A 14,073-nucleotide genomic window follows, 5' to 3' on the forward strand; every position below is an offset into this window, starting at 1 on the left:
CTATAAAATAAGCTTTTTGACTTTTGACTTTTGACTTCCGCCTTGCGGTACTAGCCTCTCTTTCAGACAATTGACATTTGCAATCTCTTGGCCAAAGGTAAACAGTTTTGAAGCAACATCAAAGACGTAATTCTCAGTTAAATAAGGTCGTACATACACCAGAAAGTACACTGAGACATCCGCTGACATTGTTTCGACAAATGTGGCGAGACTTGCTAGCCTCTCGTGAACTTGCTTGGCGACTAATGGTAAGGGATATTAGCGCCCAATATCGTCAATCATTTTTAGGCATCGCCTGGGCTTTTTTACCGCCAATCGTCATGGCTGTTGGTTTTACCCTTGCTAGTAATGCCAACGTGATTAGTATTGGCGCTACTGATTTACCGTATCCCGCTTATGTTATGTTTAGCACTGCCTTGTGGCAAACATTTGTTGAAGCCTTAAATGGGCCAGTGCAAGCAGTGACTGTAGCCAAACCCATGTTAGCCAGAGTTAACTTTCCCCGCGAGGCACTTATATTAGCAAAAATAGGTGAAGTGTTTTTTAACTTTGCCATCAAGCTAATTTTAATTGTGGCATTGTTTATCTGGTTTCGCATTCCCGTAGGCTGGACAGTGCTGTTAACTCCAGTGCCATTAATTCATTTAGTTTTGCTGGGAACATTTATCGGCATTTTATTAGCGCCGTTAGGAGTACTGTATCAAGACGTATCGAAAGGACTAACGTTAATTACAGGTTTTTGGCTGTTCCTAACTCCTGTCGTTTATCCAGTTCCTACAGAAGGAACCTTTGGTTTGTTAGTACAACTTAATCCCGTCACTCCCTTACTAGTAACTACCAGAGAGTTAGCCACCACAGGAATAGTATCTGAACCTGTTGGATTTTGGCTAGTCAGTATGATTACTTTAGTAGGACTACTGCTAACCTGGATTACATTCCGTCTTGCTATGCCTTTTGTGGTTGAGAGAGTGAGTTCCTAAATAATGACTAATTTAATTACCAAAGAAATTGCTGTTTACCCTGACAATAGCGAAGTAGTTGTTTCTGTTGAAAACGTCTCCAAAAAATTCTGTAGAAACCTCAAAAAATCTTTAATGTATGGTGTCCAGGATATTGCCATAGAATTATTAGGAGCTAATAGAAAAAGTGATACTCTACGTCCAAAAGAATTTTGGGCCCTGAAAGATGTTAGCTTTCAACTGCGGCGAGGAGAAGCTTTAGGTTTAGTAGGGTCAAATGGAGCCGGCAAAAGTACGCTCCTACGTATTATTAGTGGTTTGATTAAACCAGATACTGGCAGAGTTGAAGTTAAAGGTAGAGTAGCCCCATTGATTGCACTAGGAGCCGGGTTTAATCCTATTCTTACAGGGAGAGAAAATATTTATGCCAATATGTCAATTTTAGGTTTATCTACTAAAGAAATAGAAGCAAGATTTCAAGATGTAATTGATTTTGCAGAAATTGCTGATGCCATTGATTCACCTGTACAAACTTATAGTTCTGGCATGGCAGCCCGCTTGGGATTTGCTTGTGCGGTGCATATAGAACCAGATATATTAGTAATTGATGAAGTCCTGGCAGTAGGGGATATTAAATTTAGAATGAAATGCCACCGGATGTTAGCAAAGCTGCGAGAAAAAGGCACAGCTTTCATCTTGGTTTCCCATAATGCTCATTCAATTTTAAATATCTGTAATAATTCAATTTATTTATCCAAAGGTAAGTTGATTTTAGCCGATGAAACAGAAATAGTTGTTCGTAAATACGAAGAAGATTTATCTTTAAGTGGGTTAGGAAATGCTTTAGGGGCAATGGTTTTCCCAGAAAAACCTAGAAATGAGAGTATGGGATTAGATATTGTCTCTCTGGCTTTTAAAGATACAGCAGGTAATATTTTGCCTACACTCATGACTGGTGAGCCTGCTTACTTATCCGTAGAATGTAAAGCTTATCAATCTATTGAAAATGCCAATTTGGGTGTGTTAATTACTGCTTTATCAGGCGAAAATGATCTAGTTTTATATCTGACAGCTAACAGCGATAACGAGCTTTTAAAAATATCGCCTGGAAAACTAGAAATCCAAATGTCTATGCCTTATTGCGGATTAGTTCCAGGTGTATATAGTGCTAAAATTTATGTCAGAAAAGACGTACAGACATTTGATATAATCGAGTCTTTTCGCTTCACTGTAAAAGCCAATAAAAATACAAGTCGGTGTTTATTTTATCAACCACGAACCTGGAAAGTTATTCAAAATTGAGTCTAACAGTGAACTATGGTTTACACCCACTTTGTAGGTGAAACAGGGTATGCTTCAGGTTCCTCAAGAGACTAGAATTGGTATTAACATCGCTAGTACATCAAGGCGAAAGTTAATAGTCACAAGGCTTGTATTTTGGGCGCGTAAATAATTAAAGGTTTGTAGTGAGTTAGCGCGGTCTTGGGGGTTTCCCCCATGAGCGACTAACGTTCGCGTCAGCGTGCCGGAGGCATCACCCGTAGGGTGAGGACTTTAGTCCTCAAATAAAGGCTGTACTGCTTCGCAGAACCCGTAGGGTAGCCCTTATTACGAAATGAATTTCAATTATTTTACGTTGCTTAACATAGTTTTATTTCTTCTCGCCGACTTACTTATTCAGCGGCTCTAGACCTTGAAAATTTGGTAAGAGAGCGATAAATCGCTCACTACGAATAAAAGATTATTTTATTAATTAGGTCTACCTAGTTAGTCAAAGAATAAATTTATGGGCGGACTAACAAGCTGGTACAAGATACAAAATTTATATGAAAATATAATAGCTAAAGTCCTGCATTCATAGTTTATTGTATTTATCTCTATCTATTTAAGTGCATTCAATATGAATAGGAATTACGCATTCGCTACGAAAATGAAGGCTTTGAGATTGCTTCCCTACGGTCGCAATGACGAAAATACATGGTTGGTTACGTAAGTCCTGATGAAAATAAAATCCTTTGACTAGGATTAATTGCTGGATAATACTGAGGAAAACAGATGTCAAACCTAGTTTCAGTCATCATCCCCTGCTGTAATGCAGAAAAATGGATAGCCGAAGCAATCGATAGTTGTTTACAACAAACCTATTCAGCTATCGAAATCATTGTCATTGATGATGGCTCTACAGACAATTCTTTAGAAATTATCAAACGTTACAAAGATAAAATTATTTGGGAAACTTCGCCCCACAAAGGCGGCAATTATGCCAGAAATAGAGGATTTGATTTGTCTAGAGGAGAGTATATTCAGTACTTGGATGCAGATGATTATATTTTGCCTGAAAAAATTGCCAGACAAGTCAGTTTTCTTGAGCAAACAGCAGCAGATGTGGTATACGGCGACTGGAGACATCAGCGCCATTTGTCTGATGGTTCTAGTTTCCTAGACAATATAGAAATTTCTGAATCACAAACAGATATTTTGGCTTCTCTATTAGCTAATTGGTGGGTAGCTCTCGCTGCTTTACTCTATAAAAGAACCGCAGTAGAAAAAAGTGGCGGTTGGGATGAAACTTTAACTGCTGCTCAAGACAGGGATTTTTTCATCTCAGTGGTAATGAATCAAGCTAAAGTTGTGTATCAACCTGGTTGCTATGCAATTTATAGGAGACATGGTGCAGTCACAGTGTCTACTTCGTCTAAGAGTCGTTGGTTAAAGTGTCACTATTTAGTATTAAGTAAAGTAGAGCAAAAACTCTTGCATAGAAACCAGCTTTCTTTAAAGTATCGTCATGCTTTAGCTAAATCATATTTTGACCTTGCCAGAGAGTCTTTATTTATAGATTATTCACAATATTTATTTTTTTTAGAAGAAGCTTTAAATCTGTTTCCAGAGTTTAAAGCCAATAGTAAAAGACCAGTATATAAGTTTGTACAAAATCTTTTTGGTTTTCGACAAACTGAAAGAATTGCCTGTGGTGTCTTATTTATCAAACAATTTTTTACTTCAGGAAAACTTGGTATGACATCATAGTGTATTCATACTATTCCTATATGAAATAAACATTGTTTAAGTTGGGGGAGATTCAGGATATTAATTTCAATTTTGTATATTCGGTTGTCTTGTGGCAATGTGGAATAGACACATCACAATAACCTGCAAGGAAGAAAATACTGATGAACCGCTCGAAAATAGTTGCAATTGTTACAGGCGCAATTTCTATTCTCTTAGCGATCGCCTACCTCATCTTAGTACAATTGCTGGACTACCGGGACATGAAACCAGCCCCTATTGGTCAAGTAATACAGCAACAGATAGTAATTAGGGAGTGGGGAGTGGGGAGTAGGGAGTAGGGAATGAGAAGATGGGGAGATGGGGAATGACCGATAAGTAACTTTGATTACTTTAACTATTTTTTCATATGTTCAGAATAAACAGAAAAATATATGATAAGTTTGATACATAATTGTTAAGAAGAGTTACAACCCCCGTAACACAAGGAAATATTTTTATGGTAGATTCACTCGAGAATAACCCACCACATCAAGTTGTGATTGTTGGTGGTGGCTTTGGTGGACTGTATGCTGCAAAGGCACTTGCTAAGACAAATGTAAAGGTTACTCTCATCGATAAACGTAACTTTCATTTATTCCAACCGCTGTTATATCAAGTTGCCACAGGTACTCTATCACCTGCTGATATTTCCTCACCATTGCGATCTGTACTCAGCAAAAGCAAGAATACAAAGGTGTTGCTGGGAGAAGTAAATGATATTAATCCAGAAGCACAACAAGTAATTTTGGATGACAAAGTAGTACCTTACGATACATTAATTGTTGCCACAGGTGCCAAGCATTCCTATTTTGGTAAGGATAACTGGGAAGAATTTGCTCCTGGCTTGAAAACCGTAGAAGATGCCATAGAAATGCGTCGCCGGATATTTACGGCATTTGAAGCCGCAGAACAAGAAACTGATCCCGAAAAACGTCGTGCCTTGTTGACCTTTGTGGTTGTGGGTGGTGGCCCTACAGGGGTAGAATTGGCAGGTGCGATCGCAGAGTTGGCATACCAAACCCTCAAAGAAGATTTCCGCGACATCGACACTGGCGAAGCCAAAGTTTTACTGTTAGAAGGTATGGATCGTATCCTGCCACCTTTTGCGCCAGAGTTATCCCAAGCAGCAGCAGCATCCTTGGAAAAGTTGGGTGTTGTAGTCCAGACTAAAACTTTGGTAACAAATATTGAAAATGATATTGTTACCCTCAAACAAGGCGATGAGGTCAAAGGAATTGCCTCAAAAACTATATTATGGGCAGCCGGTGTCAAAGCTTCTGCAATGGGTAAAGTCCTAGCAGAACGTACAGGTGCAGAGTGCGATCGCGCTGGACGTGTGATTGTAGAATCTGACTTGAGTATCAAGGGTTATGACAATATTTTTGTAGTTGGGGATTTAGCCAATTTCTCCCATCAAAACGGCAAACCTTTACCTGGTGTTGCACCCGTAGCCAAACAAGAAGGAGAATATGTAGCTACACTTATTCAAAAACGCCTCCAAGGTCATACTTTGCCACAATTTAATTACATCGACCGGGGTAGTTTGGCGATGATTGGGCAAAACTCAGCGGTTGTAGATTTGGGTTTCATCAAGCTAAAAGGTTTCTTTGCTTGGTTAGCTTGGCTAGTGATTCACATCTACTTCTTAATCGAGTTTGACAATAAATTAGTAGTAATGATTCAGTGGGCGTGGAATTATATCACTCGCAATCGAGGCGCTAGATTGATTACAGGTCAAGAAGTTTCTCTAGAAAAAAGAACTGTTAATAGTAGTAGTCATTACCAGACTACAGAAAAGAGACTGCCAGTCAATGTCTAGAATGTTTGCTTGATAGCTACTAATAGCTTTTATTTGTGGAATAGGTATCTTGCTTGATATGGGCAAAATACTTGTTCCACAATTCTTTTTGGCAGATGAGGGAGTGATATCATCTCCGGTTGAACATTTGTTATTGTGATCAAAGTTCAAAACAAACTGCAAGGAGTATCATAATTTTGTTACATATTTGTTAAGAATAGTTACACGCTCTTAACACAGGAAATATTTATTATGGAAGTTTCAGTTGAAAAAAATGCACCACATCAGGTTGTCATCATCGGTGGTGGTTTTGGTGGACTGTATACAGCCAAGACTCTTGCTAAAGCGAATGTAAATATTACTCTCATCGATAAACGGAACTTTCACCTATTTCAGCCGCTTTTATATCAAGTTGCTACAGGTACACTATCACCTGCTGATATTTCCTCACCATTGCGATCTGTACTCAGAAAAAGCAAAAATACACGAGTGTTGTTAGGAGAAGTAACTAATATTGATCCCAAAACGCAACAAGTTATTTTGGATGATCAAGTAATACCTTACGATACATTAATTGTCGCCACAGGTGCTAACCATTCCTATTTTGGTAAAGATGAATGGAAAGAATATGCTCCTGGCTTGAAAACTGTGGAAGATGCCATAGAAATACGTCGCCGAATCTTTTCCGCCTTTGAAGCCGCAGAAAAAGAAAGTGATCCTGAAAAACGCCGTGCTTTGTTGACTTTTGTGATTGTGGGTGCTGGCCCCACCGGTGTAGAATTAGCAGGTGCGATCGCAGAGTTGGCATACAAAACTCTCCACGAAGATTTCCGCAATATCAGCACCTCAGAAACCAAAATTTTAATATTGCAAGGGCGCGATCGCATTCTCCCATACATTTCGCCAGACTTATCCCAAGCAGCAGCCGAAGCTTTGGAATCGTTGGGTGTGGAGGTTCACACTAAAGCTAGAGTCACAAATATTGAAAATAACATCGTTACTTTCAAGGAAGGCGGTGAAATCAAAGAAATTGCCTCAAAAACTATCTTGTGGGCCGCAGGTGTCAAAGCTTCAACAATGGGGAAAATCTTAGAACACACTACAGATGTAGAATGCGATCACGCCGGACGTGTGATGGTAGAACCAGACTTGACTATCAAGGGTTATAAAAACATTTTCGTAGTAGGAGATTTAGCCAACTTCTCCCATCAAAATGGTCAACCCTTACCTGGTGTTGCACCCGTAGCTAAACAACAAGGAGAGTATGTAGCTAAACTCATTCAAAAACGCGTTAAAGGTCAGACTTTGCCACAATTTCATTACAACGACGTGGGTAGTTTGGCGATGATTGGGCAAAATTTAGCTGTTGTAGATTTAGGCTTAATCAAACTCAAAGGTTTCATTGCTTGGGTATTTTGGCTAGTAATTCACATCTACTTCTTAATTGAATTTGACACTAAATTAGTAGTAGTAATTCAGTGGGCGTGGAATTATATCACTCGTAATCGTCGCTCAAGATTGATTACAGGTCGAGAAGCTTTTGTAGAAGCACGTAGTCTTGATAATAGCAGTGCTTACCAGACTCCAGAAAAGAAGCAGCCAGTCAAGCTTTAGGATTTTTGCTTTGCGTCTTTGCGTGAGATTTTTGACAAATCTCAAACAGCAGCGAATGAAACAGCCCTGGGGAGTAGGGAGTGGGAGAAAGATTGTGGTACAAGCCGAAAGTATTCCCACTGTCCTCTTGGTTCTTCCTCTGAGGATTGACGCCAACTGAGTTCTCATCACAGGAAGCGTTACGGTAAAAGTCGTCCCCACTCCCTCTTGGCTATTAACTCTAATCTCACCTCCATGAGCCTCTACACATTTTTTCACAATGGCTAGCCCTAAGCCAGTTCCCGGAATACCACCAACATTATCTGCCCGATGAAATGGCTGAAAAAGTTGCGGTAAATCTTGTTGAGGAATGCCAATTCCCCAATCTTGAATGCGGAAAGTGACTGTTTTTTCTTGAACTATTAAATCAAATTGAACTTTGCCACCTAGTAGGGAATACTTAATGGCATTACCGAGTAAATTTCCCAAAATGTGCCGCAGCAAGCTTTCATCCCATAGTGCATCGCCCAATTCCCCAACACTGGTAAACTCTATAGTCAAGTGCTTCTGTTTTGTACTTAACTGCGCTTCATCAATTAGTTGACGACAGAATGCTGGTGACATACTCCTACACTGATGCAAGCATACAGTGTAGGCTTCTCAGTGACTCTTCTATGAAGACATTGACTGAGCTTTGTTTTAAGTCCACGAGAAGCCCCTCCGCAGACTATGCAATTTCTTACCTTGTACCCTACAAATTTTACTGTCCTGGATGAGATGCTGGCTTATTCGCGCTATAGGACAAACCCGGAGGTGATCTGTATTAATCAAGATGTGCCTACTTGCTTCTATGCTGTGCAACGGAGTCGCTTACCAATAATCGCAATGCTATTGGACAGAGGCTTATCAGACACCAATATGGGTGAAGTCAACCAAATCCATTATACCAAATTTAAAATATTTTGCTCGTTTCCTCCGTGTCTCCCTTCCTCGCTGTCGCATTGGTCGGGAGACTGTCGTCAATTCACGCGCAATTCATCTCATCACTTCCACTATCGTGTTAAGTGAGAGGCTTCTTGCTGTTCAAGCTAAATAATCTTGCGCTCCCTGACGCACTGCTTCAATAGCCAAGTCTTCATCGTTGGTATTTGTCAGTACCACAATGGGGACAGTGGGAGCATGACTCATCAGTAATGGTAGGGATGATAAGCCTTGGCTGTCAGGTAGGGTGAGATCCAACAAAATCACATCGTAGCTGCTCTGATTTAATTCGTTGAGGGCTTCGCGTAATCGCTTCACATGAACGAGACTAAATTCTTTAAACTCGGCCTGGCGCAAAAATTCCTGTAACAATCTAGCTTCTGCTAAGTTGTCCTCAATTAACAAAATTTTTACTAAGTCGCTTGCAACCGTCATCATCTAGTTTCACCCCCTATTCCCCCTCGATCTCGAAAGTGCTGAGTACTGAATTTCCCTCATCTTTTAATCCACTGGTAAGGTGACAGTAGACAACCAAAAATCTTCAATTCCTTTGACGATTTGAAATAGTTGGCTGAGATTGCGGGATTTAGTTATGTAGCAGTTCACATACAAGTCGTAGCTGTGAAAAATATCATCTTCATTTCTAGAAGTAGTCAGCACTACTACGGGAATGCGTTTCAATGCGGGGTCAGCTTTAATTTCTGCTAGCACCTCTCGACCATCTTTTTTAGGCAAATTCAAATCCAACAAAATCAGGTCAGGACGGGGTGAATTAGCATACTCACCCTCCTGACGTAAATAAGCCATCGCATCCATGCCATCTCTAACTGTTACCACTTGGTGTGGCACTGAGCTATTTTTCAAGGCTTCTTGAATGAGGCGAACATCGGCTTTATTATCTTCCACCAAAAAGATGGTTTTGTGTTTTTCTTCCGTTTCTACGCTCAAGGTCACGTCCTCCGACTGGAATCGTAAAGTAGAAAGTTGCACCTTCACCAAGTTGTGATTCTACCCAGATCCGGCCCCGATGGCACTCAATGATCTTTTTGCAGATAGCTAAACCCATCCCTGTACCGGGATATTCATCGCGCGTGTGCAAGCGTTGAAAAATCACAAAAATGCGATCGCTAAACTGCGGGTCAAGGCCAATACCGTTATCTTTTACCCAGAATAACCACTCATCTTCTAACCTTTCTGCACCTATATGGATTTGTGGTGGTTCATCGCTGCGGAATTTGATGGCGTTGGCTATCAAGTTCTGAAATAACTGCATGAGTTGGGTACTACCAGCCATGACAGTGGGTAAGGGGTCGTGGGTAACTGTGGCCCCAGTTTCTAAAATTCGTTGGCGTAAATTGCTCAAGGCCCGTTCTAAAGGCGTTTCTACTTCGGTGAGTTGAAAGGCGATCGCTCAGGGGATTGAGGGCTGGTATAATTTGTACTGCCTCGCTATGAGAATCAGGAATAATTCTGATGGAATTGGCAACGAATAATTTTCTCGCTGGTTTGGGAATATCCGATTCAGGATAATGCAATCCCAAATAAGGTTCCATTTCTGCCAGTTTTTCTTCGGCGATAACAGAACCATGTCCATCATCATCAAATTTATATAGCATCACCCGATCAAATCCGGTGACTTTCCGCACTTCCTGGACAATTATTTGGCAAAAATCATGCAAGTTTACCGTTTTTTCTAATTGGTTAATGGAAGCTTTGGCTAGATGATAAAAGCTCAAAAAGGGGATGTTTTCTCGAGAAACCGCAGGTTCTAACTCTAAAATCAAAAATCCTTCGGAATTGCGGTGAAATACGGCATCAAATACTGCGTAATCATCACCTTTTTTTCTCACCCAAATTTTTGTGGGATTAATAAATTCCAGATTACCTTCTGATATACCTGCCTTAATTCTTTCAATTTGGAAGGGGTCGAGTAAATCTTCTAGTTTCTGCTGTAAAATATTTTCTGGAGTGATGCCGAAAATCTTCCCAGTATTATCACTAATTTGTAATATTTTTAAATCAGGTTCCTCTAAGACTAAAAGCACTCCGTGAGGTTGAATTTGTCTAAAAAGATGAATTGGCGCTTCTTTTAAGCTATTTACATTAATACCTGGCAATTCTAATTCGAGACTCATTAAAGATCCTCCATAATTGTCTGGGAGCATCCAAAGTAGAGCAGTTAGGTTTTTATCCCTATTCGGGTGGCAGCACTACCTAGATGTGATTACGTTATATTTTTTCTGTGTACAGCAACAAGTAAATTATCTAAGACTAATGGTAATAAATAAAAATTGGTAAATTTCAAAACTCGCTACTTTACTTAATTCAGCATTCTTAAATTTCAGTCTAATGATGCTATCCCTGCCCGAATTAGGATTCTTTAGACGAATAAACTTTGACTCCTTAGTCTTGTTTTGCAGTAATTTCCTAAACTGCTTTGCGTTTTACAGTTTAACAGTCCGTACATGGATATATATATAAGTAATGTAAAAAATTTGGTGATTAACTAAATCAGTCAATGTATATCTATGTTAAGTGATTATAATTAATATTTACTCCGTTGGTGATTAGCGGGTAAGATGCCCGCACCACAAGAAATTTTTGGATATTTTTGATTGGTCAATCACGGAAAAAAACCACAATCAAGCGTTAAATCCAAGAGTTGAACCAAAGCCGCAGTCTATAACCGAAAGGGGATAGAGGTAAACCCAGATATATGGGCATCCAAAAAATAAAAGCTGCCACAATCACAAATGTAATACTCACACCTACTGCGCGGATTTGGCGGTAATAACTGCGAAGACACTGATCTACAAACCAGGCGATCGCTAAAAATATAAATACCACTGCACACATATAGTGATACATAAAAACACATCTTGTAACTTTTACCCAAGGTAGTAAGTTGGCGGCATAATTTAAAATCAAAAATAAAGCAATCCAAAAATCAACAATCCGATTTTTCGGGACATAAAAATGCTTTTGCTGGAACCAAGGAATCACAACTTGTAACACCAGCATCCCGATTAAAAACAACATGGCGGCGACACCAAACCACCATAAAAATGGATTGCCCATTGCGTGTACACTATAGATAACTTTCCCTGTTCCAGTCGGCAAAGGTGGCCCCAAAAAAGATACAGGATCATTCACACTTTGAGCCGTTTGGTAATAATATGCCATCGGTCGAGTCATTAAAGGCCACTTATACCAAGCAGCACAATAAGGATGCACATCAGGACTATTACCACCCAAATGGAGATGATACTTCAGAATTTCTTGATGTACTTTGATAAACCCGAATCTTTTATCTAGCTGGAGATGGGGAATCCAAATAACACTGTAAGTTAATGCAGGGATAATTCCTAAATAAACCAGCATCTGGAAAATATTTAGCTGTGTCAGATTTTGCAGAGGTGTCTGAACTGCAACTTTTGGGGTGATTTTTTGGCTATCTTTCCACTGACGATACCACTGACTGAAAAAAGTTGTGCCTTGTTTCAGAATTTGGGTATGAGGAAGACACTGCATCCCTTGAATTAAATGAGCTGCTACCCAAATAAGATAAGCACCGAACAAAAACCATAAGCCATTCCATTTAGTAGCAACTGACGCACCAAAATTAATTCCAGCGAGAACTAACCAAAAAGAACGGCGTTGCTTTTGGTTATCTAATGCTAATAATAAAAACCACTGTCCTAGTAAACCAAAAATAACTATATAAATATTGTTTAAAGCATAACGAGACTCTACCAGAAATAAACCATCACAAGCTGTAAATAAACCTGCCAATAAAGCAAAACCACCACGGCGACTCAATTGATAGGCCATCAAAGCCACAACTACAGGAATAAAAGAGCCAGTGAGGGCATTTAGCCAACGATAACTCACAGGCGATCGCCATGAACCTGTGAGATAATTTACCGTATCTTGTGCCAACGGAAGATGACTGCCAATCCACATGCCAATGCCAATAATATATTGACTCAAAGGCGGATGGACATTAAAAAATGGTGTATTAGTGAGATAGTTATTCCCAAATTGGGCAAAGTAAACTTCATCAAATACTAAGGTGTTAAATCGCTCTAATCCCCAAAACCTGAGGGCTATTGATAGGAAAAATACACCTAATAACCCAATTTGGAACCACTTTTTAGTCATTTGTCAATAGTCAAATAGTCTCCCGTCCTTATATTATTTCAGGTGCGTTTATGAGGAACAGGAGCAGTCCGAGTTCTTGACACTCTCCGGGCTAAAGCCACGGAGATTCTTGATTCAACGAGTCCACTTAGATGAAACCCCTTGCGGTATCTCACCCAGAGGTGGTTCTCTCCTCAAGCGTTAACTTTCGGTATGCCCTACCGTAGTTGGATGACTCCAAAATTTGTTTGAGTTAACCTTTCGACTAAGTCCTTCGGACACGCTACGCGAACACTCAGGGTTAAACTCGAGCGGAGTCGAGGCTTTAAATACTGGTCGTCTAGTCTCCATGAAAATTTTACCTATTCCTGGTATTGAGCTAGAACTATGGAATAGAACCCCATATTTTCAATTGTCAAGGTGCAGCGTAGAGCCTTCCGGCAACATCGGGTTTTTATACAGGTTGATTACCCTTCCTGTTCAAATCAGTTTAACATCAAAACACCCTCAAGGGTGCAGCTAGCTTTCATCACCTGCCTAAAGTCCGAAAAACGCCACAATGTTGCTGTTTCTCAGGTGTTTTCAGCGTTTTTCTTATAATACTGGTTTGTTGGCCTGATTCAATTTTAGATTTTAAATAGGGAAGTGCTTTGTGTACTTAATTTACCAGCGGATCAACCTAAGAATCAGGTAACTCCAAAATTTTATTTGCTCATGAGCCAGGCGAAGCTTTGTCGAAGGCATCGCTAACGCACTTAAAATTTACTCGTTGAAGTAGTAATTTTTCCATTACCGACTCCCTAAAATTTCTGGCTGCGACTCTTGACAAAATTCTTAACTTAGCCAATGAAACAGCCGATCCCGTCTCCCTCTGCTCTTTTCGCTGACTTACAGGAGCATAAATATTTCATATATCTTTACATAAAAAAATTCAGTTGCCGGAGTCTGTGAGGTAAACACAGTATGGCAATGTTGCTGATTTATAAGGCAAGAGAGAATTTTCGCAAAACAGAATTTGCTCAAGTGCCTATTACATTGTTTAAAGTTATGTAGCCTTTTACTTACGGCGCATAAGCCACTGCGGTAAACTATGCGTTGATTATGATTCTTTCGCAGAGAAGAACACTCGGAAGGAGCCTTTTTTTCAATGTCTCATACCGTAAAAATCTACGATACATGCATTGGCTGCACCCAGTGCGTTCGCGCTTGCCCTACAGACGTGTTGGAGATGGTTCCTTGGGATGGCTGTAAAGCCGCTCAAATTGCCTCTTCACCCCGTACAGAAGACTGCGTGGGTTGTAAGCGTTGCGAAACTGCTTGCCCCACTGACTTTTTGAGCATCCGAGTTTATCTTGGTGCTGAAACAACTCGCAGCATGGGTCTAGCTTACTGAGGAATTTCTTTTAATTTCTCCTTTGGTTGACAATCTACTGTCTTCAAAGCAAGCTCCTTTAGGATTGTAGGGTGGGATTTTCTCACCCTACAAAATTTTTTAAAAAAGCATAACCATACCTAGTAGCGTAGGGAGCGATGCGCTCCTTTTTTTTTTGG

9 protein-coding genes and 2 pseudogenes are annotated in these 14,073 nt (G+C 40.0%); 7 read left to right on the plus strand and 4 right to left on the minus strand.

All coding sequences use genetic code 11. The features are described 5' to 3' along the window. The first annotated feature begins 107 nt into the window (after positions 1-107). The 6 genes from ACM0OS_RS02145 to ACM0OS_RS02170 all read left to right on the plus strand — a co-directional run bounded on the left by ACM0OS_RS02145 (position 108) and on the right by ACM0OS_RS02170 (position 7,422). Entirely contained in the window at positions 108-980 is an 873-nt protein-coding gene (locus ACM0OS_RS02145; RefSeq protein ID WP_414541506.1) for an ABC transporter permease, read from the plus strand. A 3-nt stretch (positions 981-983) separates the two neighbouring features. After that, entirely contained in the window at positions 984-2,261 is a 1,278-nt protein-coding gene (locus ACM0OS_RS02150; protein ID WP_414541507.1) for an ABC transporter ATP-binding protein, read from the plus strand. A 753-nt stretch (positions 2,262-3,014) separates the two neighbouring features. After that, the gene (locus ACM0OS_RS02155; protein ID WP_414541508.1) at positions 3,015-3,989 is read left to right on the plus strand and encodes a glycosyltransferase; all 975 of its coding nucleotides are present in this window, start codon (positions 3,015-3,017) and stop codon (positions 3,987-3,989) included. 143 nt (positions 3,990-4,132) lie between these two features. Then, a complete protein-coding gene (locus ACM0OS_RS02160; RefSeq protein WP_414541509.1) occupies positions 4,133-4,309 on the plus strand; it encodes a hypothetical protein in 177 nt (58 codons plus the stop codon). A gap of 158 nt (positions 4,310-4,467) precedes the next feature. Then, positions 4,468-5,829, plus strand: coding sequence for an NAD(P)/FAD-dependent oxidoreductase (locus ACM0OS_RS02165; protein ID WP_414541510.1), 1,362 nt, complete (start codon positions 4,468-4,470; stop codon positions 5,827-5,829). Positions 5,830-6,060: 231 nt separating this feature from the next. Further along, complete coding sequence (locus ACM0OS_RS02170) at positions 6,061-7,422, plus strand: NAD(P)/FAD-dependent oxidoreductase (RefSeq protein WP_414541511.1); 1,362 nt, start codon at positions 6,061-6,063, stop codon at positions 7,420-7,422. Positions 7,423-7,587: 165 nt separating this feature from the next. Here ACM0OS_RS02170 and ACM0OS_RS02175 read toward each other — a convergent pair. The 4 genes and pseudogenes from ACM0OS_RS02175 to ACM0OS_RS02190 all read right to left on the minus strand — a co-directional run. After that, positions 7,588-8,820, minus strand: a pseudogene (locus tag ACM0OS_RS02175) (ATP-binding protein); the annotation flags it as partial. A 63-nt stretch (positions 8,821-8,883) separates the two neighbouring features. Then, on the minus strand, positions 8,884-9,330 hold the full coding sequence (locus tag ACM0OS_RS02180) for a response regulator (protein WP_414541512.1): 447 nt from the start codon (positions 9,328-9,330) through the stop codon (positions 8,884-8,886). Next, positions 9,278-10,517: pseudogene (locus ACM0OS_RS02185) on the minus strand (ATP-binding protein). Before ACM0OS_RS02185 ends, ACM0OS_RS02180 begins: the two are co-directional and overlap by 53 nt. Positions 10,518-11,031: 514 nt before the next feature. Beyond that, a complete protein-coding gene (locus ACM0OS_RS02190) occupies positions 11,032-12,543 on the minus strand; it encodes a dolichyl-phosphate-mannose--protein mannosyltransferase (RefSeq protein WP_414541513.1) in 1,512 nt (503 codons plus the stop codon). Between the two features lie 1,126 nt (positions 12,544-13,669). On the opposite strand from ACM0OS_RS02190, the gene psaC reads away from it, so the two are divergent. Then, entirely contained in the window at positions 13,670-13,915 is a 246-nt protein-coding gene (gene psaC / locus ACM0OS_RS02195; RefSeq protein ID WP_012411495.1) for a photosystem I iron-sulfur center protein PsaC, read from the plus strand. Positions 13,916-14,073: the final 158 nt, after the last annotated feature.

It is taken from the genome of Nostoc sp. CCY0012 (assembly GCF_963920855.1).
GTDB lineage: Bacteria > Cyanobacteriota > Cyanobacteriia > Cyanobacteriales > Nostocaceae > Cyanocohniella.